General features: G+C 36.2%; 19 protein-coding genes, 1 pseudogene, 1 CRISPR repeat array and 1 riboswitch. Of the genes and pseudogenes, 18 read left to right on the plus strand and 2 right to left on the minus strand.

Features of this window, described 5'->3' with window-relative positions; translation table 11 throughout:
- The 8 genes from dnaA (at position 1) to OTJ99_RS00040 (ending at position 10,662) form a co-directional block, all read left to right on the plus strand.
- Entirely contained in the window at positions 1-1,365 is a 1,365-nt protein-coding gene (dnaA, locus tag OTJ99_RS00005) for a chromosomal replication initiator protein DnaA (RefSeq protein ID WP_045166024.1), read from the plus strand.
- Between the two features lie 226 nt (positions 1,366-1,591).
- On the plus strand, positions 1,592-2,695 hold the full coding sequence (gene dnaN, locus OTJ99_RS00010; RefSeq protein ID WP_045166023.1) for a DNA polymerase III subunit beta: 1,104 nt from the start codon (positions 1,592-1,594) through the stop codon (positions 2,693-2,695).
- A 26-nt stretch (positions 2,696-2,721) separates the two neighbouring features.
- The gene (recF, locus tag OTJ99_RS00015; RefSeq protein ID WP_045166022.1) at positions 2,722-3,768 is read left to right on the plus strand and encodes a DNA replication/repair protein RecF; all 1,047 of its coding nucleotides are present in this window, start codon (positions 2,722-2,724) and stop codon (positions 3,766-3,768) included.
- Between the two features lie 38 nt (positions 3,769-3,806).
- Positions 3,807-4,091: an extracellular matrix regulator RemB gene (remB, locus tag OTJ99_RS00020; RefSeq protein WP_045166021.1), complete on the plus strand. Its 285-nt coding sequence runs from the start codon at positions 3,807-3,809 to the stop codon at positions 4,089-4,091.
- A gap of 52 nt (positions 4,092-4,143) precedes the next feature.
- Positions 4,144-6,057 carry a DNA topoisomerase (ATP-hydrolyzing) subunit B gene (gyrB, locus tag OTJ99_RS00025; protein WP_045166020.1) on the plus strand — a complete coding sequence of 638 codons (1,914 nt, stop codon included), beginning with the start codon at positions 4,144-4,146 and terminating at the stop codon, positions 6,055-6,057.
- Between the two features lie 428 nt (positions 6,058-6,485).
- The gene (gene gyrA, locus OTJ99_RS00030; protein WP_045166019.1) at positions 6,486-8,915 is read left to right on the plus strand and encodes a DNA gyrase subunit A; all 2,430 of its coding nucleotides are present in this window, start codon (positions 6,486-6,488) and stop codon (positions 8,913-8,915) included.
- A gap of 179 nt (positions 8,916-9,094) precedes the next feature.
- Entirely contained in the window at positions 9,095-9,823 is a 729-nt protein-coding gene (locus OTJ99_RS00035; RefSeq protein WP_045166018.1) for a rhomboid family intramembrane serine protease, read from the plus strand.
- Positions 9,824-9,849: 26 nt separating this feature from the next.
- Positions 9,850-10,662, plus strand: coding sequence for an SDH family Clp fold serine proteinase (locus OTJ99_RS00040; protein WP_045166017.1), 813 nt, complete (start codon positions 9,850-9,852; stop codon positions 10,660-10,662).
- 92 nt (positions 10,663-10,754) lie between these two features.
- Positions 10,755-10,820: riboswitch (cyclic di-GMP riboswitch) on the plus strand.
- A gap of 271 nt (positions 10,821-11,091) precedes the next feature.
- Here the strand turns inward: OTJ99_RS00040 and OTJ99_RS00045 are convergent.
- Positions 11,092-11,967, minus strand: coding sequence for an Rpn family recombination-promoting nuclease/putative transposase (locus tag OTJ99_RS00045; RefSeq protein ID WP_269015375.1), 876 nt, complete (start codon positions 11,965-11,967; stop codon positions 11,092-11,094).
- A 293-nt stretch (positions 11,968-12,260) separates the two neighbouring features.
- Positions 12,261-15,499: a CRISPR direct-repeat array (repeat unit 30 nt; unit sequence GTTTCAATCCCCAAAGGGGAGGCTACAAAC).
- A gap of 597 nt (positions 15,500-16,096) precedes the next feature.
- On the opposite strand from OTJ99_RS00045, the gene OTJ99_RS00050 reads away from it, so the two are divergent.
- The 4 genes from OTJ99_RS00050 (at position 16,097) to OTJ99_RS00065 (ending at position 22,146) form a co-directional block, all read left to right on the plus strand.
- Positions 16,097-17,413, plus strand: coding sequence for a helix-turn-helix transcriptional regulator (locus tag OTJ99_RS00050; protein ID WP_045166014.1), 1,317 nt, complete (start codon positions 16,097-16,099; stop codon positions 17,411-17,413).
- On the plus strand, positions 17,397-18,398 hold the full coding sequence (locus OTJ99_RS00055) for a WYL domain-containing protein (protein ID WP_045166013.1): 1,002 nt from the start codon (positions 17,397-17,399) through the stop codon (positions 18,396-18,398). Before OTJ99_RS00050 ends, OTJ99_RS00055 begins: the two co-directional genes overlap by 17 nt.
- A gap of 123 nt (positions 18,399-18,521) precedes the next feature.
- On the plus strand, positions 18,522-21,569 hold the full coding sequence (locus OTJ99_RS00060; RefSeq protein ID WP_045166012.1) for an EAL domain-containing protein: 3,048 nt from the start codon (positions 18,522-18,524) through the stop codon (positions 21,567-21,569).
- 1 nt (position 21,570) lies between these two features.
- Positions 21,571-22,146 carry a hypothetical protein gene (locus OTJ99_RS00065; RefSeq protein ID WP_235374892.1) on the plus strand — a complete coding sequence of 192 codons (576 nt, stop codon included), beginning with the start codon at positions 21,571-21,573 and terminating at the stop codon, positions 22,144-22,146.
- Between the two features lie 76 nt (positions 22,147-22,222).
- On the opposite strand, the gene OTJ99_RS00070 is transcribed toward OTJ99_RS00065, so the two are convergent.
- Positions 22,223-22,483, minus strand: a complete 261-nt coding sequence (locus OTJ99_RS00070) for a stage V sporulation protein S (RefSeq protein WP_045166011.1) — start codon at positions 22,481-22,483, stop codon at positions 22,223-22,225.
- Between the two features lie 205 nt (positions 22,484-22,688).
- On the opposite strand from OTJ99_RS00070, the gene OTJ99_RS00075 reads away from it, so the two are divergent.
- The 6 genes and pseudogenes from OTJ99_RS00075 to OTJ99_RS00100 all read left to right on the plus strand — a co-directional run bounded on the left by OTJ99_RS00075 (position 22,689) and on the right by OTJ99_RS00100 (position 26,637).
- Positions 22,689-23,375, plus strand: coding sequence for a hypothetical protein (locus OTJ99_RS00075; RefSeq protein WP_235374890.1), 687 nt, complete (start codon positions 22,689-22,691; stop codon positions 23,373-23,375).
- Between the two features lie 44 nt (positions 23,376-23,419).
- Positions 23,420-23,917, plus strand: a complete 498-nt coding sequence (locus OTJ99_RS00080) for a hypothetical protein (protein WP_052671512.1) — start codon at positions 23,420-23,422, stop codon at positions 23,915-23,917.
- Positions 23,918-23,986: 69 nt separating this feature from the next.
- Positions 23,987-24,817: a hypothetical protein gene (locus OTJ99_RS00085; protein ID WP_045166010.1), complete on the plus strand. Its 831-nt coding sequence runs from the start codon at positions 23,987-23,989 to the stop codon at positions 24,815-24,817.
- Between the two features lie 190 nt (positions 24,818-25,007).
- Positions 25,008-25,312 (plus strand): annotated as a pseudogene (locus OTJ99_RS00090) (hypothetical protein); the annotation flags it as partial.
- 84 nt (positions 25,313-25,396) lie between these two features.
- Positions 25,397-25,798, plus strand: coding sequence for a hypothetical protein (locus tag OTJ99_RS00095; RefSeq protein WP_200889486.1), 402 nt, complete (start codon positions 25,397-25,399; stop codon positions 25,796-25,798).
- A gap of 269 nt (positions 25,799-26,067) precedes the next feature.
- Positions 26,068-26,637, plus strand: a complete 570-nt coding sequence (locus tag OTJ99_RS00100) for a LemA family protein (protein WP_045166008.1) — start codon at positions 26,068-26,070, stop codon at positions 26,635-26,637.
- Positions 26,638-26,646: the final 9 nt, after the last annotated feature.

Below are 26,646 nucleotides of genomic sequence, written 5' to 3' on the forward strand. Positions count from 1 at the left end.
ATGGTAGATTACGACGTCAATAAAGTATGGGAAGATATCAAGGAGGTTATCAAAAAAGAACTGAACCCAAGCCCAACAGATATCTCATACAACACATGGGTTGAAACACTTGTTCCCATTTGTTTTGATGAGAACGACACTCTAATTTTAAAGGCATTTGCAGATTTCCACAGGGAGATAGTTATAAATAGATATTCTGTCTTGATACTAAACGCCCTGAGGCAGCTTTACTCACCTCATTTGAGTTTTAAAGTCATCCTGCCAAATGAGGTTGATAAGTATAAAAAGTACATAAAGCAAAAACAAGAAGAAAAGGTTGAAATTACAACAACGCTAAATCCTAAATACACTTTTGAGACATTTGTTGTTGGCAATAACAACAGGCTTGCTCATGCTGCAGCCCTGGCAGTTGCAGAAACCCCACCCGGTGAAAAGACATACAATCCGCTTTTTATCTATGGTGGAGTTGGGCTTGGAAAGACACACCTTATGCACGCAATTGGCCATCATGTATTAAAGCTCTATCCTGACACAAAGGTTATGTATGTAACATCTGAAGTTTTCACAAACGAGCTGATCGCTGCAATTAGAGATGAAAAAACTGACGAGTTCAGAATGAAGTACAGAAATGTTGACGTTCTTTTGATTGACGACATCCAGTTTCTGGGCGGAAAAGAGAGGACCCAAGAAGAGTTCTTCCACACATTCAACACACTGTATGAAGCAAACAAAAAGATAATTTTATCATCAGACAGACCACCAAAAGAGATAAACACTTTAGAAGACAGGCTCAGGTCCCGCTTTGAATGGGGACTTATCACAGACATCCAACCGCCTGACTACGAGACGCGGATCGCAATTTTGAGTAAAAAATGCCAGCTTGAAGGAACACAAGTGCCACAGCATATTTTAGAGTTCATAGCCTCAAAGATTGACACAAACATAAGAGAGCTTGAAGGTGCACTTAACAAAATCTTGGCATACTCAAAGCTCATGGCACCTGACAAAGAAATCACATTAGAACTTGCCGAAAAGGCCCTAAAAGAGTTTATCGATACAAATTCCAAAAAAGAGCTTACAATTGAGGATATTCAGGCAGAGGTTGCAAGCTATTTCAATATAAAGCTTGAGGATTTTAAATCATCAAGAAGGTCGCGAAATGTTGCATTTCCGCGCCAGATAGCAATGTACTTAGCAAGAGAACTCACAAACGTGTCTTTACCCAAAATAGGAGAAGCATTTGGCGGAAAGGACCACACAACAGTACTTCATGCCTGTGAAAAAATCAAAGAACTTATCAACAAGGATACTAACATAAGAAACACTGTGGAAAACTTAAAAAAACGACTTATCAACAGAGAATAAACAACTGTGGATAACTTGGTGTGAATTTGATTTTCCACATGTTAATTTGGTTGAAAACCAGCCAAATTATCCACAATGTTATTAAGTTATTCAAATCTACATTTCTCAAGTACTCAAAGGAGTTTTCAACTTATCCACAGGCGTTTTTAGTACTACTGTTGATGACAAGTTTTTTGTTTTGCTTTTTAGATAGCAACACCCCCAAATAAAAAAGGAGGGAAGAGAAATGAGATTTGTTGTGGACAAAGAGGTTTTGCAAGACAATATTTCCAAGGTAATATATTCTGCAGCATCAACAAAGGTCACATCAATCTTAGAGTGTGTGCTTATTGAAGCAGAGGATGTTGTTGTGCTTACTACAAATGACATGAAAATGCAAATACAAACAGAGTTTAATGCTGAGATTTTAGAAAAAGGTGCTGCCCTTGTCAAAGCAAAGCTTTTGTCTGACATTGTGAAAAAGCTTCCATCTGGCGATGTTGAGATAATTAAAGAGGATAACGAAGTGAAAGTCAGGTGCCAGAAGATAGAGTTTAGGCTTCCAAGCTTAGACCCGCTTGATTTTCCAAAGATGGACAGAAAACCAGTTGACAGCTACTGTGAGTTTGTTGCAACAGAGTTCGAAGATGCTATGGACAAGGTTATATTTGCAACATCCAAGGATGAGACAAGGCCCACATTTACAGGTGTACTTTTCGAAAGAGAGGAAGATTTTGTAAACCTTGTGGGGATGGACGGGCACAGGCTTGCAATCTGCAAGTTAAAACCAATTGAGGTAGATGGTGAGTTTTCAGAGATTGTGCCTGCTGAGAACTTGGATGATATAACAAAGATAATAGACATCGAGGAAGCAGATAAGGTGAGGGTTTCGTTTTTTGAAAACCAAGCTTTGTTTGAGATAGGTTCAACAAGTATAATTGTAACCTTGATAGCTGGTAGGTTTTTTGACTACAAAAATGTCATTCCAACAGAGTATTCAACAAGAATTTCTATCTCGTCAGATGTTCTGGAGAGCACCTTGGAGAGAGCTTCAATTGTTTCAAAAGATGAAAAGACAAACGTCCAAGCAGTTATATTTGAAGTTTCAGGAATGTTATTTAGAGTAATGTCATATTCAACAGACGGTAGGTACGAGGAAGACGTTCTGTGTGATGTTGAAGGAAAGGACATCAGGATTGGATTTAACGTCAAGTACTTCTTAGATGTTTTAAAAGTTTTAGATGGGCAGGTTGACCTCTACATCACATCAAATACAAGCCCAAGCATCGTACGACCGCAGGACGACCAGAATTACATCTACCTTGTACTGCCTGTAAAGATGCCCGAATAAAGCTTTTTGTTTGGGGTTTTGAAAAGATGATATTAAAAAGTATCTATATTGAAAACTTTAGAAATCACAAGCAGAGATTTTTTGAGTTCAAAGATGGAATAAATTTGGTTTTAGGGAAAAACGCCTCAGGAAAGACAAACCTTCTTGAGGCTATATATTTTTGTATTTGTGGAAAGTCTTTTAAAGCAAGGGATGTAAATCTTATTAACTTTGAAAGTGACTATTTTAAGCTTGAGGCATCCATTTTTCAGAATGATTTTGAATATAAGGTATTCTGTTATGTAGACAGGCTTTCTCAAAAGAGAATAATGATAAATGAAAAGAAAGTTAATAAGTTATCTGAGCTTATAGAGAAGTTCAAGTTTGTATATTTTGAACCAGATTCAACCGAACTTATAAAACAGGACCCAAAGGTGCGCCGTAGGTTTTTAGACATGGAGGTTGCAAAGATCTATCCTCATATGATAAAAACCTTTCAGGACTATCAAAAAGCCTTGATGAGCAGAAACGCTTTTTTGAAAAGTTACGATAAAAAGGATATAATAGATGTGTACGATGTAGAGCTTTCTAAACTGGGGTATCAGATAGCTAAAAAGAGAGAAGAGACAATAAAAAAGCTGTCTGAGGCGACAAAACAGGTTTGGTATGAGGTGTTTGAAGACAAAAGTACAATCGACCTTGTGTACAGACCGTCGATTGAATCATCAAGTCAAGAAGAATATTACAACCAACTTAAAAAGCAGTTTGAAAAAGACCTCAACTTTGGATTTACGACAAAAGGGGTTCACAGAGACGATTTTGATGTTCTTATAAACCAAAAAAGTGCAAAAGAGTACGCGTCAGAAGGACAGATTAAGCTTGCATGTATTGCAATATATCTTGCCTCTGCAAAGCTCTTTGAAAGATCAGTTTTGCTTTTAGACGACATTTTCTCAGAACTTGATGATGAAAAGAGGAAAAATGTGCTTGGGCTATGCCGGGATTATCAAGCTATTATAACCTCTGCAGAGGAAAAGGAAAGTTTAATAAGTGCAGGACTTATTAAGGATGATATAAATCTTGTTCAACTATGAAGTTTTTATTTTTAAAAACTCCATAGGGATGTGAAGGTATGTTTGCTCATATAGGAGAGGATTATGTTATCAACAGCTCTGAGCTTCTTTTGATAATGAACTATGATATTTTTATGAGCTCTGAGGACAACTTAAAGATTTTAGAAAAACTAAAGAGTGAAGATAGAGTTGTTGTTATAAACGACGACTTGAAAAAATCTATACTACTTCTTGAGATTGATGGAAGACTTTATGCCATTGTCTCTCCGGTTTCATCAACAACACTTGCAAAAAGATTTGTCAATTTCAACTCATATGTAGACAACTACCTTGATATGACATAAAAGTAGCTTTATTTTTATTGTCTAAAATTCTGTACTGGAAGGTGATACAAAATTGGATACCACAAAAAATCCAAAGAAAGAATACACTGCAAGTGAAATACAGGTCCTAGAAGGGCTTGAAGCGGTAAGGAAACGTCCTGGAATGTATATAGGCTCAACATCCCAGCGAGGACTTCATCACTTGGTATATGAAATTGTCGACAATGCAATTGACGAGGCAATGGCAGGATTTTGTAAGAATATTGATGTTATCATTCACAAGGACAATTCCGTAACTGTAGTAGACGATGGACGTGGGATTCCTGTTGACATTCATCCAAAACTTCAAAAAAGTGGTGTTGAAGTAGTTTTCACTGTACTTCACGCAGGCGGAAAGTTTAATGAGAGCGTGTATAAAGTGTCTGGCGGCCTGCACGGTGTTGGTGCATCTGTTGTTAATGCACTTTCAAGATACTTAGAGGTTGAAGTCTACAGAGACGGAAAAATATATTACCAAAAATATGAAAGAGGAAAACCGGTATGTGAACTAAAGGTAATCGGTAAGGCTGATAGAACAGGCACAAAGGTTACATTCCTGCCAGACGATGAAATATTCGAGACAATTGAGTTTGATGCAGAAGTGCTTTTACAGCGTTTTCGCGAGCTTGCTTTTCTAAACAAAGGTATAAGAATCACCTTTACCGATGAGAGAGAAAAAAATCCGAAAACGATTGAGCTAAAGTACAATGGCGGTATTGCAGAGTTTGTAAAGTATTTAAACCGCAACAAAGAAGTTTTGCATCCCGACCCAATTTATATTGAAGGTGAGAAAAACCAGATTTTGATTGAAGTTGCAATACAATACACAGACGAGTTTGGTGAAAACATCTATTCATTTGCAAACAACATTGCAACAATAGATGGCGGTACACATTTGGTTGGCTTTAAAGCTGCTGTGACAAAAGCGGTTAATGAGTATGCAAAAAAGTATAACTTTGTAAAAGGAGACAATCAGCTTTTAGGTGAAGATATCAGAGATGGCATGACAGCGGTTGTATCTGTTAAGATTCACGAGCCGCAATTTGAAGGCCAAACCAAAACAAAGCTCGGGAACAGTGAAGCACGCTGGGCAGTTGAAAGTTTGGTTTCTGAAAAGCTTGCAGCATTTTTAGAAGAAAATCCTGATGTGTCAAAAAAGATAATAGATAAAGCACTTTTGGCGGCAAAAGCGCGCGAGGAGGCAAAAAAGGCAAGAGAGCTTGTTATAAAGAGAAAATCTGCTTTAGACAGCTCAAACTTGCCCGGCAAGCTTGCAGACTGCTCAGAAAAAGACCCTGCTAAATGCGAGATATTCATTGTAGAGGGTGACTCTGCAGGCGGTTCTGCAAAGCAAGGAAGAGACAGGCGCTATCAGGCAATCTTGCCTCTTTGGGGTAAGATGCTAAACGTTGAAAAAGCAAGCCCTGACAAGATTTATTCAAATGACAAGCTACTTCCTTTAATTCAGGCATTGGGTTGTGGTATTGGGAACGACATTGACCTCAAGAAACTGAGATATCACAAAGTAATCATCATGGCTGATGCTGACGTTGATGGGTCTCACATAAGAACGCTGCTTTTGACATTCTTCTACAGGTACATGAGACCTCTTGTAGAAAATGGGCACATTTACATTGCCCAGCCACCGCTATACAAGATAACAAAAGGAAAACAGGTTCGATATGCGTATAATGATAAGGAACTTCAAAAAATCCTGCAAGAGATGAAGGATGCACAGGTTCAGCGTTTCAAAGGTCTTGGTGAGATGAACGCACAGGAGCTGTGGGAGACAACCATGGACCCTGCAAGAAGGATTCTTTTGAGGGTTGAGCTTGAAGATGCTGTCATGGCAGAGGAGATATTCACAATCCTCATGGGCGAGAAGGTTGAGCCAAGAAGAGAGTTTATTGAGAAAAATGCTAAGTATGTAAGGAATTTGGATATATAAAAAAGAGGTGTTTCAAAAGTGGAAGTTGCAAAAAAAATTTATGAGGAAGTTATAAAACTGCCTGAAGAGACTCAGAGAAAAGTTCTGGATTTTATTGAATTTAATTGAAGAAAATTGCGAGATATTAAAGGAGTTAGCTGATAAATGATAATGTTGAGTATTGAGGATGTATTGTTGATTGCTAAAAATTAATAGAAAGATTTGAATAATAAGGAATCACCCTCTAATAGATGGTAATAAAAGATTAGGTGTAAGTGTTTAACTAATATTATGTAAACTCCATAATATTATCTTAGAATATACAAAAGAAGAGACAGTAGATTTAGCTATAAGAATTGCAGAAGGTAGTATTGATATTGAAGATGTTGTCGAATGGATAAAAAAGCATGAGAAAAAGTGAACACTATAAAGGGAGGAAAAATTAAAGCATGGAAGAGCTTGATTTCAGGATAATTCCTGTTGAGATACAAGAAGAGATGAAACGAAGCTATATAGACTATGCAATGAGCGTAATTGTATCTCGTGCACTGCCAGATGTAAGAGATGGCTTAAAGCCTGTTCACAGAAGGATTCTCTATGCAATGAACGAGATTGGACTTACACCAGACAAGCCTTACAGAAAGTCTGCAACGGTTGTCGGACATGTTCTTGCTAAATACCATCCACACGGCGATGCTGCGGTGTATGAAAGCTTGGTGAGAATGGCACAGGACTTTTCTATGCGCCATCCACTTGTTGACGGGCATGGAAACTTTGGGTCGATTGATGGCGACCCACCTGCTGCTATGCGTTATACTGAAGCGCGCATGAGCAAAATTGCGGTAGAGATGCTGCGCGATATTGAAAAAGAAACGGTCGATTTTATGCCAAACTTTGACGAGTCTGCAAAAGAGCCGAAAGTATTGCCATCGCGCTTTCCAAACCTTCTTGTAAACGGAAGCCAGGGCATCGCAGTTGGTATGGCAACAAACATTCCACCTCACAACTTGGCAGAAGTTGTTGACGCGATTGTGTACATGCTTGACCATCCAGATGCTAGCTTAGATGACATTATGAAGATAATTAAAGGACCTGATTTTCCAACAGGTGGGTTTATAATCGGTAAAAAAGGGATAAAAGAGGCATATTCAACTGGCAAAGGTAAAATAGTGGTACGTGGAAAGGCTACGATTGAGCAAACATCTAAGGGAAGACAGAGGATAGTTATAACAGAGCTTCCTTACATGGTGAACAAAGCACGACTTATTGAAAAAATTGCTGAGCTTGTGCGGGACAAGAAAATTGAAGGAATTTCAGATATTAGAGATGAGTCAGACAAAGAAGGGTTGAGGATTGTAATTGAAATAAAAAAGGATGCCGATGCAAATGTTGTGCTAAAACAGCTATACAAAAATACCCAGCTTCAGGACACATTTGGAATAATAATGCTTGCACTTGTTGACAACCAGCCAAAGGTACTAACTCTTTTAGATATGATAAGCTACTACATTGAACATCAAAAGGATGTAATTGTAAGACGAACAAAATATGACCTTAAAAAAGCTGAAGAGAGAGCTCATATTTTAGAAGGTCTCAAAAAAGCGCTTGACCATATAGATGAGATTATCTCAATCATTCGTTCATCGAAAATGGTAAATGAAGCAAAGGAAAGACTAATTGAAAGGTTTGGATTTACAGAGGTCCAAGCTCAGGCAATACTTGATATGAGACTGCAAAGACTTACCGGGCTTGAAAGACAAAAGGTAGAAGAAGAGCTTGTGGAGCTTCTTAAGATGATTGAGTATTACAAGAACGTGCTTGCAAGTGAGGAGATGGTAAAGGAGGTTATTAAGAAAGAGATTTTAGAGATAAAAGAAAAGTACAAAGACGAAAGAAGGACAAAGATAATTCAAGGCGAACAAGAAGACTTTGAGGAAGAAGAGCTCATTCAAGAGCAGGACACAGTGATTACACTTACTCACTTTGGGTACATCAAAAGACTTCCGCTTGACACATACAAGAGCCAGAAAAGAGGTGGCAAGGGTATAACGGGAATCTCAACAAGGGAAGAGGATTTTGTTGAAGAGGTATTTGTCACAACAACTCATCATTACATCTTGTTCTTTACAGACAAAGGAAAAGTGTACAAACTGAGAGCTTACGAAGTTCCTGAGGCGTCAAGGCAGGCAAAAGGTACTGCAATTGTAAATCTCATTCAAATAGAAAAAGATGAGAAAATTACAGCTTGCATGACTGTAAAAGACTTCAAAGATGGCTACTTGATTATGTGCACCAAAAACGGCACGATTAAAAAGGTACTTTTGAGCGAGTTTGAAAACACAGGCAAGTCAGGCAAGAAGGCAATAACTTTGCTTGAGGATGACTGCTTGATTGATGTAAAACTAACATCTGGCAATGACGAGATGGTTCTTGTTTCAAGCTCAGGCTACTGTGTTGTTTTCAATGAACACGATGTAAGAGTTATGGGAAGGTCGGCACAGGGCGTCAAGGCTATGACACTTGAAGATGGCGACTTTATTGTTGGAATGGAAAAGGCAAGCGATGGAAAGTATCTTTTGTGCGTTACAGAAAACGGGTTTGGAAAGCGAAGTGACATTGAAGAATACAGGAAGACAAAACGCGGTGCAAAAGGAGTTTTGACGTACAAGGTCACAGAAAAGACGGGCAGGATTGTTGATATAAAGATGGTGAATGACGAGGATGAGATAATGCTGTGCTCAACAGATGGAGTGGTTATAAGGCTGGAAGTACAGCAGATTCCTGTGCAGGGAAGGTCAACACAAGGTGTCAAGCTCATGAGAATTGACGGGGATGAGATAAAAGTCTCTTCAATTGCAAGAATTAGAGACGATAGGTAAAAAATCTTGTTAAAAGGGCTACAGGGATTGAGCCTGTAGCTTTTTTATTTTAATAGATTTCTCAACTTTCCATATAAATTTTTAAATCAAAGAGGGGTATTAATAAAATATATAAAAAATCAAAAAAATATTTTCTAACCCAAATAACTGTGAATTTTTATGAAGAAAGGAGAGTTTTGATGATACCTTTAAAAGACACAATCCCAAGTCGCGAAAAACCTTTTATGACCTGGCTGCTGATATTAATTAATGTTTTTGTATTTTTACACCAGGTCTCTCTGCCACCTGAACTTGCCCAGCAGTTTGTATACAAATACGGATTTGTCCCAGATAGATTTACTTACTATCTACAGCACGGGATTTTGACGGCTATTAGTGTTTCAACCAGTTCAATTTTAACGTCGATGTTTTTGCACGGAAGCTGGATGCATCTTATTTCAAACATGTGGAGCTTGTGGCTGTTTGGCGACAATGTAGAAGACAGGGTAGGACACTTCAAGTTCTTAATATTTTACATTTTAAGCGGGATTTCAGCATCACTTACTCACTGGTTTTTCAACGCAACCTCTGATATTCCAACAGTTGGTGCATCTGGTGCAATATCAGGTGTGATGGGCGCATACTTTTTGATGTTTCCTCTGTCAAGGATTGTGACATTGATACCTCTTGGGTTTATTCCACTTTTTATTGAGATACCAGCACTTTTCTATCTTGGGATATGGTTTTTGTCGCAAGTGTCATCTGGAATACTTGAGCTGTTTGGGCCTGTGTTTGGAAGCGGCATTGCCTGGTGGGCTCATATAGGTGGGTTTTTGTTTGGCATGTTTACTATTAATTTCTTCAAGAAAAAGTACAGAAGGTACAACAATTTCTTTGACGATGAGATTTTCTTTTATAGGTACTATTAAAAAGCAAACAAGGAGGAAAAGATAAGATGAATTTTTGGGATATATTGGTACTATACTTAATTTTCACCTCACTGCAACCTGTTATGAAACAAAGAATGTTAGAATCAACAAGGCAAAAACTTATTGCGAAGATAGAGAAAAAAAGAGGCTCAAGAGTAATTTTGCTTGTCCACAGGCAAGAAACCATGAGTTTTTTAGGCTTTCCTATCTATAAGTACATTGACATAAATGACTCAGAAGAGGTAATAAGGGCAATTGAAATGACAGACCCATCTGTGCCACTTGATATTATCCTTCACACACCCGGCGGGCTTGTTTTGGCTTCACTTCAGATTGCAAGGGCAATAAAAAGGCACAAGGGCAAAGTGACAGTCCATATTCCTCACCACGCAATGTCAGGCGGAACTTTAATTGCCTTGGCGGCAGACGAGATTGTAATGGCACCGGATGCGGTTTTAGGCCCTGTGGACCCGCAGATTGGTGAGTTTCCTGCTGTGTCAATATTAGAGGTTGTAAAGCAAAAGCCAATAACTGAGATTGACGACAGAACGCTTATTTTAGCTGATGTTGCAAAAAAGGCTATAAGACAGACAAAAAACGCTGTTTTGGAGCTTTTGAGCGGGAACTATCCAGACGATGTTGCAGAGAAAATTGCAACAGAGCTTGTTGAGGGAAAATACACACATGATTATCCAATTACCTACGAAAAGGCAAAAGAGATGGGCCTGAAAGTCAGCTGCTGTATAGACAAAGAAATCCAGCAGTTAATGAGCTTATACCCTCAGCCTATTGTAAAAAAGTCATCTGTTGAGTATTTGTGGTATCCAAAAGGAAGATAAGAGTTTTTAATTTTCAGAAAATGTTGATTTTTTAAAAATTATGCTATATTGTAAGGTATATTTGTTTTATAATTTGCTGAACAAAAAATTAAACCTGAAAGGGGCAAAGCTAAGGAAACTTAGCGGCGCAAAGCCATGGGCCTAAAGAGGCTGTCTAAAAACAAAATTTTAAAATTTTTATTTCGCGATATTATAGGTAACACTTAGTAAATCAAAAACTCTATATTGTAAGAAAGGGACTATCCAATTATCTTTTTGGACAGTCCCTTTAATTTCAATACTTGAAAATTCATTTACATGTTATAAACTCTATAAACTGTATTTTATGGAACTAATCAGAATTTTATCTCTTTTTTTTTTGCGCTTTTAAATAAAGTAAAAGAGATGCCACTTTACTTCCAGACAGCCCTACAAATCTTAAAATTTCAATCAATTTCTATGTTTTGCACGAAGTTCTTTTATTTTCTCAAGCGAAAGTCCTGTAATCTCTGCTATCTCCTCATCTTTGTAACCTTTTAAAATCATCCTCTCAGCTGTCTCTATTCTGCTCTGCTCAAAACCTTGCTGAAGTCCTTGCTGAAGTCCTTCAAAAATCAACTCTTCTCTTATCTTTCTCAAATTCTGAAATAGTGGCATAACTTTTTCACCCCCTCTTACACTCTCATCAATCGCTCTTTTGGCAGCCTCAATTTCTATCTCATCAAGCTCTCTCAAAGCAGCTGGCAAACATACCTTCAATACCTCTATCTCCTTCTCCTCTGCACCCAGTAAATATTCTCCAAGCTCTAAAATTAGCCTCTCTAACTCATCATACCTTTTTATCCTGTTGAGCTTCAATATTAAGCTCAGTATGTCTTTTACTTGCAAAATGCTTTCTGCTTGGTTTAAGTCAATCAATATATACTCAAAATCAATTACGCAATTTCCAAACTCCTCAAATCCTAAAATCTTTTCCTTAAGTCTTCTTGCGGCTGTCCACCTGTCTTCCCCGTCGTAAAATACTATCGGCACAACTGCCGGCAATGTAAATCCCTTTTTCTTTATTTCCACTCTGTCAAAATCCTTGATATAGTCTCTGTATATATCTGTGATGTAGAACAAAAGCCTCAAGGGCATTGAATGGTCAACTGAAGACTGGTGTTCAAACAAAATGTAAAAGATAATTTCTTTTTCTTTAAGACTTACTTTGTAAAGCAAATCGCTTTCTTCTTGATAAAAGTCAGGCAGCACATAGCTTTTATCAATTTTTTCAAGCTGGTCTTCTGTGAGATTTTTAAATATTCCAATCTCATCAAGTCTTTTCAAAAGCCTGAGAAAGATGGTTTTGTTAGAGAATATATATTTGTTACTCAAGGTCATTTATGTTGTGAGTAAATAGGTTTTCGTTCATCGATTTCACCTGAGAAGTTTTCTTGAAAACCTTATAGCAGATGAAAAGGGGAATATCAAACATAAACATATTTTCTTATCTTCTTTCTGACAAAGGTCACAAGGAACGGGCTATTGACAACAACCGAAGTACCAACTTATTTTTCTCCTATAAAGAAAGGAAGTTATAAACAAAGAAATGGAAAAAAGTACAAACAAGCAAACAACGAGTTTCAATCCCCAAAGGGTAGGCTACAAACGCTTTAGCCCTAGGTCGCTAATTTTGCAATTCAGTAAGGTTTCAATCCCCAAAGGGGAGGCTACAAACATGGTTTGAGTTTTTCAGGGTTAGTATGTATTGCGTGTTTCAATCCCCAAAGGGGAGGCTACAAACTAAAAAGCTGGCAAATCTCTGGAATGGTTTACATAAGTGTTTCAATCCCCAAAGGGGAGGCTACAAACACCGCATAAAGGAACGACGGTTGTAGACGTTTGGGAGTTTCAATCCCCAAAGGGGAGGCTACAAACGATACCAGTTTTGAGGTTAACATAAAAGTGGAAAGATGTTTCAATCCCCAAAGGGGAGGCTACAAACCAAAGAATGTGAAATAAGTCCCAGAACTTTCTATTACTGTTTCAATCCCCAAAGGGGAGGCTACAAACCAGAAAAGCAAACATGAAAAAGCTGGAAAGTATGGTGTTTCAATCCCCAAAGGGGAGGCTACAAACTGTGTAAGGCTGTTGTAGATAGGGCTTATTTGGAAGGTTTCAATCCCCAAAGGGGAGGCTACAAACAGTTCTTCACAAACCACTTCTGGTATTAGCGATCGTTTCAATCCCCAAAGGGGAGGCTACAAACTTCTTTTCCATAAAACCCCCTCTCAACACTAATATCAAGTTTCAATCCCCAAAGGGGAGGCTACAAACCTATGTTGTGTCGTACAAAGTGCATGAATTTGAAGGGTTTCAATCCCCAAAGGGGAGGCTACAAACAAAGCAAGAGTTATTGCATATGTTACTCTTGAAATGCCGTTTCAATCCCCAAAGGGGAGGCTACAAACGCAGCAAGGAGTTAGAAGAAAAGCTCTTAAACGAAAGTTTCAATCCCCAAAGGGGAGGCTACAAACTAGATACTATAATACTATGCAACTGATGGGCTATGAGTTTCAATCCCCAAAGGGGAGGCTACAAACTAGCCAAAAACAAAAAGTAAAAAATCCTGTCAAAACCTGTTTCAATCCCCAAAGGGGAGGCTACAAACACGTTCCACAGGATGGGACAGTGGATTTGGAAAAGTGTTTCAATCCCCAAAGGGGAGGCTACAAACTTAAGCTGTCTCCCTAAAAATTTTTAATTCTTAAGTGTTTCAATCCCCAAAGGGGAGGCTACAAACCAGCGATGTCAATTGTATCAACATCTTCAAGAGCATTGGTTTCAATCCCCAAAGGGGAGGCTACAAACTTAGCTATTTTTTATTTGTGTGTTTTAGTCAAAAATTGTTTCAATCCCCAAAGGGGAGGCTACAAACAATTTTTTGGAACAAAGAGCTTTATAACGGGCTTGGGTTTCAATCCCCAAAGGGGAGGCTACAAACATGGTTTGAGTTTTTCAGGGTTAGTATGTATTGCGTGTTTCAATCCCCAAAGGGGAGGCTACAAACTAAAAAGCTGGCAAATCTCTGGAATGGTTTACATAAGTGTTTCAATCCCCAAAGGGGAGGCTACAAACACCGCATAAAGGAACGACGGTTGTAGACGTTTGGGAGTTTCAATCCCCAAAGGGGAGGCTACAAACGATACCAGTTTTGAGGTTAACATAAAAGTGGAAAGATGTTTCAATCCCCAAAGGGGAGGCTACAAACCAAAGAATGTGAAATAAGTCCCAGAACTTTCTATTACTGTTTCAATCCCCAAAGGGGAGGCTACAAACCAGAAAAGCAAACATGAAAAAGCTGGAAAGTATGGTGTTTCAATCCCCAAAGGGGAGGCTACAAACGGTGTGGAGCAGGGCTTTTGGCCCTACTCCCAGTAGTGGTTTCAATCCCCAAAGGGGAGGCTACAAACTGAAGCTTATAAAGGCTTTATACACAAATTTTATTGGTTTCAATCCCCAAAGGGGAGGCTACAAACTGAGGTTAAGCACATTAATATGAGGAATTACTTTTGGCGTTTCAATCCCCAAAGGGGAGGCTACAAACAATTGTACATTGCGTAGAATTGTTGCCGCAAAACGAGTTTCAATCCCCAAAGGGGAGGCTACAAACAAATTTAATCGTTTTCCCATTAGAAAATGCACAATTAACGTTTCAATCCCCAAAGGGGAGGCTACAAACAACACGAAATCCTAGTTTTAAATTAGCAAAAAAAATTTGGTTTCAATCCCCAAAGGGGAGGCTACAAACACGAAAAACAAACAATAGGAATCAAAAAATCTAAATAGGGTTTCAATCCCCAAAGGGGAGGCTACAAACTAAAAAAAAATAAAAAGGGAGTGGGAAGATGTATAAAGGTTTCAATCCCCAAAGGGGAGGCTACAAACACGTTCCACAGGATGGGACAGTGGATTTGAAAAAGTGTTTCAATCCCCAAAGGGGAGGCTACAAACTTCATGACGCTTCAAGCGGTGGTACAAGCAATCCTTGTTTCAATCCCCAAAGGGGAGGCTACAAACTTCGGAGATGGAGAAACTATATGGTGAAGAAATAGCAGTTTCAATCCCCAAAGGGGAGGCTACAAACAAATTTAATCGTTTTCCCATTAGAAAATGCACAATTAACGTTTCAATCCCCAAAGGGGAGGCTACAAACAGTATTTAATCTTTTCAAATACATTGTCAAAAAGTCATGTTTCAATCCCCAAAGGGGAGGCTACAAACTAAGCAACGTCAAACGGTAACGAAAAAGGAAATTTTTTGTTTCAATCCCCAAAGGGGAGGCTACAAACTCAGGTCGTTCTGGGAAATGGACAGGCTGTAATTTGTTTCAATCCCCAAAGGGGAGGCTACAAACGTTTTTCAGAAGTGTTGCAAGGTAGGGGGATGGCTTGTTTCAATCCCCAAAGGGGAGGCTACAAACTGCTAAAGGGATTTTATAAAACAAAAACATTTAGAATGTTTCAATCCCCAAAGGGGAGGCTACAAACGGTGAAATAATGAAATACTTGAGATTTAAGGAAAAAGTTTCAATCCCCAAAGGGGAGGCTACAAACCACTAGACCCCATCTTCTTCAAGATGAAGAGTAATGCGCGTTTCAATCCCCAAAGGGGAGGCTACAAACGTTAGTGGGTTAAAAGCACAGAGTAGTATTGGTTGTTTCAATCCCCAAAGGGGAGGCTACAAACAAAGTAGACCAGGATACCCAGGGAAGATACAAAGGTTTCAATCCCCAAAGGGGAGGCTACAAACTTTCTTTGCGGTGTTAACAAAGCTTAGTCGTTAGGAGTTTCAATCCCCAAAGGGGAGGCTACAAACACGTTAAAGAGCTTGATTTTATTATATCAAAATTATGCACCCCTGTCAATGTTTTTATATCAAAACATCTGTGGAAAACTCAAATCAGCCCAGGAAAATCAAGCGATAAAAGCTTATTGGACTTTTCCGTCTATCCAGCTGCTGCCAGAAGTTTGGTCAAATCCACGTGCTGCAAGTCTGAAATCGTATACAAATTAAATCTTAAAATTTTGCCACCGGAGGTCGACAGATATGACTTTTGGTCAAAATGTTAGTTTTATGCATGTTTGTTGTATAAATTCTCACTTATCACCTGTATTTGCCACATTGCTTGTTTTTACTTAAATGAACATTTCACACAAGTCAACAGAAATTTTGCAAGGGAAAAACTTAAAAAAGGCAAAAACAGGCGAGATAGAATGTCCTGCCTGGTGCTTTTGTTACAAAAAGATTATTAAAAATATAAAAACAGAAAAAGTTTCTGCTTTTAGTAGAATCTTTTGCCTGCTTTTAGTTTCTGATATAATGTTATTAATATAACAAAGTTTTTTTTCCTCTTTTAAACAAGCACAAAAATTCATAAATAAAGAAAAGTTATAAAAGGGGAAGTTAAAACCTATGCCGGAGTTTAATCCTTTTATAAACGACTTTAACAAGCTCAGAAACTTTTCGCGACTTGTATATTTGTATGGATGTTATTCACGAGAAGATGCTGAGCTTTTTAAGATAGGTAAAAGAACATTTGATGAAGAGCTCAGGCGTATGAGAGTGTTTTTAAAAGAAGATGAGTATCTGTCGGTCGAAAAAGAAGGCAAGAAGGTTTTGCCATGTATAGTTGAAGATTTTTTCAAAGAAGTGGAAAATCCGCTTATCAATATATATTTTTCAAAAACCTCAACTCCGCTTCAAACAACATTGTTTTTCATGATTCTTCAGATTTTGAATTCTTCAAAAGACAAAAAAGCATCTACAAATGAAATAGTGGATAAAATTTACTTTGCTCTTGATGAAAGAACAAAGGACAAAGCTATTGACTCAAGTATAAAAAGGACATTGAAGGAAATGCAAAGTATAGGGGTTATAAAATTTTTAAGAAAAGAGAAAGTTTATGTTTTGTCGAATACTATAGAAAAACTTTTTTCAGGGTTTTCAAAAGATGAGCTAAAAAACATCTACCTGTCGGTTTTATTTTTTATAAACACAAATGTGCCGAATGTTCCGGGATGGTTTTTAAAAGAGAGCTTGGAAAAATATCTCTTGAAAAATGGTGAAGAAGAGTTTGTAAAAGAAGCCAATCAGCTGTTTTGGTTTACATATGTGCCTCATCATTATGTTTTAGATGAAGAGCTTGTATGGAAATTTTGGCAGGCAGCCTCAAGTGGCAGAAAAATAAAAGTTTGGTACTATCCAAGAAGCAAAAATGAAATAAAAGAGTATACTTGTATTCCACTCAGAATCATTTACGATGTAAAACTTGGCAGATGGTATTTTATTGTGCTAAATGAAAATGAAATAAATACTCTTCCTGCCTCAAGGGTAGAAAAAATAGAAATTTTAGATGAGACATTTGACAAAAACATTTTCAAAGAATACTGGAAAATTATTGAAAAGTGCTTTTTTGTGTCTGTTCCACTCAAAAAGACAGGGTTTAAAAAAATAAAACTAAAGTACATCCTTGATGATAAAGAGGCCAGCTTTAACTTTGTATTGAACAGGGTAAAAAGAGAACTAAAGGATGCAAAAATAGATATAGTAAGCCAAAATGAATTTGTTGTAGAGTATGAGCTTAGTAACTTAAAAGAATTCAAACCATGGATAAGAAGCTTTTCACACAGAGTTGTTGTTGAAGATGGCAGCGAAGACTCAAGTAAGCTCAGACAAGAAATAATTGAGGAGTGGAAGGAGATTTTGAAGAACTATGGAAATATTCAGTGAAGTAAAAAGCACATTTTATAAAGCCTTAGAAGAGATTATAAATAAAACTTACGAGAATGGTAAAATTTCACAAAGGGATATACAGAAGATTTTACAAAAGTACAATTGTAATTTTCCAAGCTTAGAGAGAAGAGTTTTAGACAAAAATGAGGAAGAGAATAAAAACCTATATCTTCTAAAAAAAGAAGGTGACTCTCAACAGTTAACTTTAAGAATTGATGCGCCAATCGAGCCTTATGCTACAGACATAGAACTTATGTGGTTAAAATTCATGCTATCCAGCCGCTATGTGCATCTTTTTTTGGAAGATGAAACAATTGAAAAGATAAAAAGGCTAAAAGTGAATAACAATTTTCTGTTTGACCCAGAAATTTTGCTTCCTAAAAACTACTCAAAAGTGGTAAAAAGAGAGTGGGTAAGGGAGATTGGCAAGAAACTCAGAATTCTAATTTGTGCAGCCTTAGAAAAAAAAGCAATAAACTACACTTACATAACAAGAGGCGGTCGGCAGTTTAAAGAAACAGGGATTCCTGTAAAGATTCAATACTCTCTCAAAGATGATTTGATCTATGCAATTATTTACTCTATAACTTCTCACAGCTTTGCAAAATGCGTTGTTCAAAATTTGCATGATATTAGCTTAGCCTCTGAAAAGGTTGACATGACGGAAATTTCAAAGGAGTATGAAGAATTTTTAAAAAAATCTTCAGCACCAGAGCCAATTGTCCTTGAGGTTATGAACACCAGAAATGCTTTAGAAAGAGCGTTTTGTCTTTTTTCATCATTCAAAAAATCGGCAAGGTTTTTGAGAGAGAAGAACAAACACCAACTTACAATCTATTACTACACATTTGAAGAAGCGGAAGTTTTGTCAAGGATTTTGTATTTAGGCAAAGATGTTGTTGTAGTATCACCAGAGAGGATAAGGAATGAGATAATTTCAAGAGTGAAAAAAGCTCTCGAGAGGTATGGGGAAAAGTGTTAAAGTACAGCATCGCAATGAATGGAGAGAGATTTGTGTTTAAAAAATTGTTTCAGTTTTCTTGAAAATAGGTATATATATTGTTAGAATATTTAGCATATCTGCAAAATTCGAAGGTTGATTTTTATGAAAAGAGCTTTTCAGGTTATTATAATATCAATCCTGTTATTTCTTTTTACAAGCCAGGTTGCATATTGCTATTACAAAACAATAAAGTTTCAAGTAGATAAGCAGTACCCACCTTTTTCATATATTGTAGATGGGCGAGTGTATGGATTTTCGGTTGATTTGGCAAATTTGATTTTTGAGCAAGACAAGTATTTTTTGAGTGTAAGTAGCGATACATGGGAAAATGTTTATAAAAGACTTATAAGCGGCGAGATTGACATTACTGGTCCTATTGTGATATTAGAAGAGCGAAAAAAAGATATCTATTTCACAGATCCAATTTTCACAAGACATGTTGGGATTTATACAAGAAAAGATTTTGACGAGGATATAACTTTAAGAAATTTAAGCTCTTTTAAGATAGGTGTAGTGAAAAGTGATTATACAGAGACATTGCTAAAAGAAAGACTAAAAGTTAAAAACTATCTCACCTTTTCAACCATTGAAGATGAGTTTAAAGCACTTTTAGAAGGCAAAGTAGATGCAGTTATAATCTCTCAAGAGGTTGCTAATTACTTTTTAGTGAAAAGCAATTATGAAGGCCAAGTTGAACTCAGGTTAAAGGATATTTTTATAGTTGAAAGTGGTTTTGGTATAAGCAAAAGACGTCCGGAGCTTGTTGGTTATGTGAATGCAAGACTAAAAGAGCTTATTAAAAATGGTGTATTTGATCAGCTTTATTATAACTACTTTTCTACATACTCTCCGTACTATTATGAAAAAAAGAACAGAGAAATAACGTTTTTAATACTTTATATTCTTTTTATAATCGTCTTTGCCTCAAGCATGACAATACTTGTAATGAGAGGCATAAACAAAAGGCTTCAGCAGGGAAAAGAAGCTTATGAAAAATATGCAGAGCTTTTAGCATCTAACGCAAATGTAATAGTGCTTACTCTCAATTTAAAGGGTGAGATTATCTATTTTAACAGGTTTGCGGAGGAAGTCACAGGATATAAAAGGGAAGAGGTAATAGGTAAAAGGTGGGTTGATATATTCATTCCAGAGCATAAGCGAGAGTACATTGAGAAACTGTTTTCAGAGATAGCAGAAAAGAAGGTTTTGAATAACTTTGAAAATGAAATTATCACAAAGACCGGAGATGTATGCTGGATAATTTGGAACAATGTGGTTGTTAAAAATTCATATCTAAATGAACCGTTGATTATTTCAACTGGGCTTGACATTACGTCTATTAAAAAGAATCAGCGTCTTTTGGAAGAAAGCTATGAAGAGCTTGAGGAGACAAATCAGGAGCTGGTAAATACCTTAGAAATTCTAAATAAACAGACAGAGCTTTTAAAAGAAGAGGAAGAGAGGTATAAATTCATAGTTGAAAACATTTCAGATTGTATTTGGGAGTTTGATGTTGCTGAAAAAAGGATTGAGTTTTATGGGAATCTCAAGGACTATTTTGAGACAGATAAGATTAACCCAAAAATTGACTATTATACATGGCTTGAGCTTTACCATCCAGATGACATAAAAGCTGTGATTGAAAAAATTCAAAGAGCTTTTGAGCTAAGAGACGAGAAAATAGAGTACGAAGTGCGGATAAAAGACAAAAATGGAAATTATAAGTGGGTCTCAGTACACATAAAGGTATTCTATGATAATAGAGGAAAGCCAGAAAAATTAATAGGGATAAATATTGATTATTCAGCTAAAAAAGAGTATGAAGACAGGATAAAGTATCTTGCGTATTATGATGATCTTACAAATCTACCCAATAGAAAACTTTTTGAAAATAAATTAAACGAATTAATCAAAAAAGCGGCTCAAACAGGTAAAATTGGAGCTGTTATATTAATTGACATTGACAATTTCAAGGATATAAATGACCTGTATGGTCATGAAGTTGGCGATGAATACCTAAGGACAATTTCCCAGAAAATAGCTGAGTATCTGAAAGGCTTGGAAGTTGAAAACTACTTTGGTAGAGTTGGCGGTGATGAATTTGCTATAATCCTAAATGGTCTTGAAAAGAAAGACTATGTTATAGAGGTTTGCACAGAGATTCAGAAAATTTTTGAAAATGAGGTATTTATAGAAAAAATAGAAAGAGAGCTTTACACAACAGTTAGTATGGGAATATCTTTTTATCCTGAGGATGGAAAAGATACAAAAGAGATTTTAAGAAATGTAGATATGGCACTCTCTCTTGCTAAGGAAAATGGAAAAAACGATTTTCAGATTTTTATGCCATTTTTGCTATTGAAAAATCTAAATAAGATAGAGATAGAAAAGAATTTAAGAAAAGCAATAGAAAATGATGAGTTTGTACTTTACTATCAGCCAGTTGTAAACCTTGAAAATATGGAGATACACAGTGTTGAGGCGCTGATAAGGTGGTTTTTGGCACAAAAAGGAATGGTATCACCACTTGAATTTATACCAGTTGCAGAGGAAAGCGGACTTATTGTAAGAATTGGAGAGGTGGTAATTGAAAAGGCATTAAAAGACCTCAAAGATTGGGAGCAAAGAGGTATAAATGATATTCATATGGCAATAAATCTTTCTGCCCGCCAGTTTAAAACAAAATATTTTGAGAACACAGTTGCAAAGCTCTTAGAAAAATACTCTGTTGATCCATTTAAAATCTCCTTTGAGATTACCGAAACTGGTGCTGTTGAAAACTTTGATGTGTCTTTAAAGATTTTGGGCTTTTTGTGCCAGATGGGGATAAAATTTTTAATTGATGACTTTGGAACAGGTTATTCCTCCCTTGTATACCTGAAAAGGCTTCCAATCAGCGGTATCAAGATTGACAAAAGTTTTATATCCGAGCTTGAGTTTTCAAAGGAAAGCAGGGCAATTGTAGAGGGGATTATCCTGATGGCGCACAAGCTTGGTTTAAAAGTTGTTGCAGAGGGAATAGAGAACAAAAAAGAGCTAGAGATTTTAAAAGGGATTGGCTGTGATTTTGGACAAGGCTATCTTTTCAGCAAGCCTCTTCCAAAAGATGAGGTTGAAAGCCTGCTTTTGCAAAAGAAGATTCTAATATAGCTTGAAAGAGGCAAGAGCTGCTAACATTTATGGTGATTTACACATGGCAGCTCTTTTTCTTTTACAATTTCGCAAAAATTTAGATTTTAAATATACTCCTATAGGGTATATAAATATAGAAGGAAAATTTACACAAAAGATTCTGACAAAAGAGAGGGAAGACTACTTTATGGGGAAGATTTCCACAAGCGTCGAGGAAATTGTATTTATATTATCCAAAAACACTTCGTTTCCAGATTTAGTTAAAGAAATAGATGTTGTAAACAATGAAATTAATGTGAAGATAAAACCTGTGAACATCTTTCCAGAATTAGTTTTGAAATTTTCAATTGTGTCTGAAGGAAAGATTATTAAAATACTATTTGACCCATCAAAAAGCATAATAATTTATGGTTTTTTATTTGGAAAGTTTAAAAAAAGCCAAATTGAAGGTGTTAATCTTTTCAAGGATAGGTTGGAGATTGACATTGAGAAGATAATTTTTCAAAATCTAAAGGGGTTAAAAGTGAAAAATGTAATGGTCACAAACACGGGGGATATAAAAATTGAATTTTTTACTGAAAAAGGGGACTTGTAAGAAACAAAAAAATAAGCAATTGGGCTGCCACTTATGCATTACTTTTATGGCAGCCCGTCTAAATACACTTTTTAGTTTATCTTGACTTTACAATAAACTTAATAGCTGTCTTCTTTTCGCCTTCTATAACAATGTCTGCAAATGCAGGTATTACATAAAGGTCTATTCCGTTTGGAGCAACCTTACCACGAGCAATTGCAATAGCTTTAACAGCTTGGTTTACAGCGGAAGCACCAACAGCCTGAAGTTCAGCTTCACCTTGTTCTTTTACAATAGCAGCAAGCGCATTTGCAACCTTCTGAGGCATTGATGAAGCAGCAACTTTTAAAATTTCCATACAACCACCCCTCCAGATTCTTTTTTTGATAAAAACAAAGAATTGTTTTAAGATATATACTTTTACAATATAAATTTTAATGGAAAAAAATATAATTTTGCAAGAGGCAAAGCAAACAAATTTGTCATTCAAGGTTTGTAATTTTGAAGAAGATAAGATAAAATAGAATTCAAAAGGAGATTCACAAAAACGCTACTTATAGGGAGTGGGGAAGATTTTAACCTTTTCAAATTTTTTAAACAATATTATTCAGACAAATAGCTGGATATATACCAAAGAATTTTTAGAAAAGCTCAGAATTCCACTGCCAACTGAGCAGCAGCTAAAAAGCTTTGATGTTGCAAATGCCTTTTACAAAGAATTTTTATGTATTGTCTATTCAGCAGATATAATATCCATGCTAAATTCAATGAAAATTTGGGCAGCAAACAACAGCTATGACACATTTACAGATTTGACTCTTGACATGATTCCTATCATTTGGCTTGGTGAGGGCTATTATGGGATCGTAGAAAAGAATAAAACAAAAACAATAATGCCATGTGCACTTTATCAGTACTTTGATGATTTGTATATAAACTTTCCTGTTTCCAATTTTTCTGCCCTGGATATTTGCGAGGCTTACAAAAAGCTTTTTGAAAATGAAGAAAATGTTGCAATGAACATAATATATGCAAAGACTATTGAAGATCTTAAGAGGGAATTTAACAAGAATTTCAAAGATTTTGACATACTCTTTGAAGGACCTGATTATTACGACCTTTATTTTAGTCCAGTCTCAAAAAGATACATTGTTGCACCAATTAGGGAGATTTTAAAGACAATCTTTGAACACCAGCTGATATATTTTCACAAACTGCTCAATATTCATGAGAGGTTCAAAGAGAAATAGAAATTTCGGATTTAAAAAAGGGGAGCTGAGGAAAAATTAGAAAGGTGACAATTACATTTTTTAGTGAGGCAGTTTTGGAAAATTTTAAAGCCATCTTTGGTGATGTAAAGATAGGCATGTTTACAGAGATTTCGCCTACATTTGATGTTTTCATAGACAATCTTGTGCTGGCGTTAAAGTCGATGAATTTGAATGTCAAAAAAGAGATAGTTGATGATATAATAATAGAAATAAAACAAGTGCAAGGGAAGTATATTGGCGCTACGAAAGATGCTACAGAAATTCTAAGAAAACTCACTTATCTTTACCAGGGAGACTTTTTAGAGTGCACGGTAAAATGCAATGTATTTTTAAAAAGCAGGGCTGATACAACATTTGCTGTCAAAAACCTTGAAGTAAAGTATTTGCCTTTGCAAAGATACAACAATTCAGTAAAGACATTGGCAAAAGAAGTTTTGGAATACCTTCCGCTAAGAGATATGCTGGAGAAAGATTTTGATTACACAAAAAAGGCGCTTGAGTGGATAAAAGAAGAAAAGTAAAAGGGGTATTATTTTAATGTAATATTGTAGTTTGTATAAATTGAATTAAGAAAAAAGGATGGTATTTTTATGGAAAAAAGAAAAGATAAAAATAAGTTTTTTGTAAATATATCAAATAAAGAGACAATACTTGATTTTGTGGACAGGAAGCTTTCAGAGAATGCAAGCATAAGAGAGCTCATGAAAGACGAAACTATAAGATTTTCAAGCCCAAGAGACTACTTGTATTTTAAATTCTGCCCTGGCTATTTTGGCATGTGCCCAAATAGCAAAAAAGAAAAAGACAGTATGTGCAATGCTGCAAACTGCTGGGAGAAAAGGTTTTCATCTGTTTTCCCAGATGGCTTTGACAATGACTATATTTTCTTTTACAACCTTGTAAAAGACACAATAACGCCAAGCATCTGCTATAGCTGTGGTAGCAGCAATGTTGAGCTTGAGTGGCAGGATGAAGGATATCTTGCAAAAATAGGGCTTATTAACTTTGCAGACATAGCTTACATCAAGTGCAATAGCTGCAAAAAAAGATATATGTCTCATGCAGACAACTTTGCAATAGAGTTTATTGTAAAACTCTTTTTGGCAAAGCCAAGCAAACACTCGCCAATAAAGCCAGGGAAGACGGTAGTGCTTCCAAAAGACAAGGTTGGACTTGAAATATTTATAAAGCACTTGAACAAGGTAAACGACATCAAAGAAGTTTTCAAAAAACTTGATCCATTTTCTGTAGCAAGCCACCTTGGAGAGCTTGATTTAAGTCTTGCAGTTTCTGACTTTTTGTGCGACTATTATGGCATTGAGTTTTCAACCGAAGAAGACCTCTTGACTGATGAGGATTTTGAGAAAGACTTTGATGATATTGATATAAAAGATTTGTTTGATGACTTTGAGGATAAGTAAGTAGGCGGCAATAGCACCGCCTATCTTTTTTTCTTCTTTGCTCCAACAACTTTACCAATTAATTAATGAAAAGCTAAAGCTACAGGCATAAAAAACAAATCCAACGTGCCTGCGACTTTTTATTGTAACTTCCACAGTTGTATCATATTCCATTTCCGGGCATTAACTTGATACAGGCTCGATATATTTTGAAAATAAATGTTATTTCATTCAAGAAGCTCAAAGATGGCAGGATACAAGAAATTTTTTAGACCTCATAATGGTAAAGGGATGAATAGTAAAACACCATTTGAAAAGTTCACAGACTCTAAGACTCTGGTCTTCTCCCATGTGTTTCAGTTTCCTACTTTACTTCTTGAGAACATACTAAAAAAGGTTGGAACTTTTTGCCCTTTGTTCTGTAATAAATTAGATGATAAATATGTCTTCACCATGTTCCAAAGAATAAATGGAATATGTTTTAATACTAACTATAATATTACTTCATTAGCATAATACACTAATTTGCATCAAGGTCCAGTAGAACTATGAGACAGATAAAAAAATTTTATTAACGAAGATGGATTTAAATTTGAATTTGTGGATTCGATAGTGTCAACTGCAGCAGGGTCTCTATCAAGAAAAGCAAAAGATGAAAGTCTTCATGAATTTGAATTTATCCTTCCGATAAAACAGCTTTACTGGGTAGGATTAATTGGTTTTGAAGATGATGCTTACGTAGGCAAGATTAGCAAAATCCTTCCGACCAGTTCTTTGATTTTTGTTGGTGGAGATGTGAAATATAGGTACGAAAAGTTAAAATTATGTAGTTTTGAGGAAGGCGAGATTAAACTTATTGCAGAGTTTGATTTTACCCAAAATACTCCAAAAATATTAGAAGAAGTATATTCTGTAAATGTAAGGTGCAAAATTTTAAATAACAAAGACCTTGATTTGAGTAAGTACCAACTTATTAAGGGCAAATTTGTAAAGATGGATTAATAGGAATTACACAAAATAAAATTGCAAGTTCAACAATCAAAAGGGAGTTTGGTTACAGATAGGCATAGAAGATCAACTATCTGTGGCTTTTTATTTTAGCGCTGAAACAAATATAATTTTTAAGGATATTAGAAGCAATTTTTCAAGTCTATTTAACCAAAGATTTAAAAGTAAAAAGTTAATTTTTAGCATTAGATTTCGTAAAATGAAGATAGTGGGTATATATATCCTTGTAGCCAAAAAATATATGGGAAGGGGAAGTGAAAAAATTGAAGAAAGGCACAAAAATCCTTTTAGCTGCTTTGGTTTTAGTTGTAGTTCTTGTTGTATACACCTTTTCGACATATAATAGCCTTGTGCGCTTGAAAGAGAATGTTGACAGCAAATGGAGCCAGGTTGAAAATCAGCTGCAAAGAAGGGCAGACCTCATACCAAATTTAGTTAACACAGTCAAAGGGTATGCAAAGCACGAAAAAGAGATTTTTGAAACTCTTGCTCAGGCACGTTCAAAACTTTTAAACGCAAGAGGAGTAGAAGATAAGGCAAAAGCAAACGATGAGCTGACATCGGCAATTTCAAGGCTTTTGATGATAGTTGAAAACTACCCAAATCTCAAAGCCGACAAAGCGTTTGTGCAGCTTATGGATGAACTTGCTGGTACAGAAAATAGAATTGCCGTTGCAAGAAAGGATTACAATGATGCAGTAAAACAGTATAACATGAAAATAAAGGTTTTTCCGAATGTTCTGATTGCAAGGATGTTTGGATTTGAAGAAAGACAGTATTTTGAAGCATCGAGCCAAGCAAAGAGCGTGCCTTCGGTTGACTTTTCAAAATAAAAAGGAGAA

Source organism: Caldicellulosiruptor naganoensis, assembly GCF_026914285.1.
Lineage (GTDB): Bacteria > Bacillota > Thermoanaerobacteria > Caldicellulosiruptorales > Caldicellulosiruptoraceae > Caldicellulosiruptor > Caldicellulosiruptor naganoensis.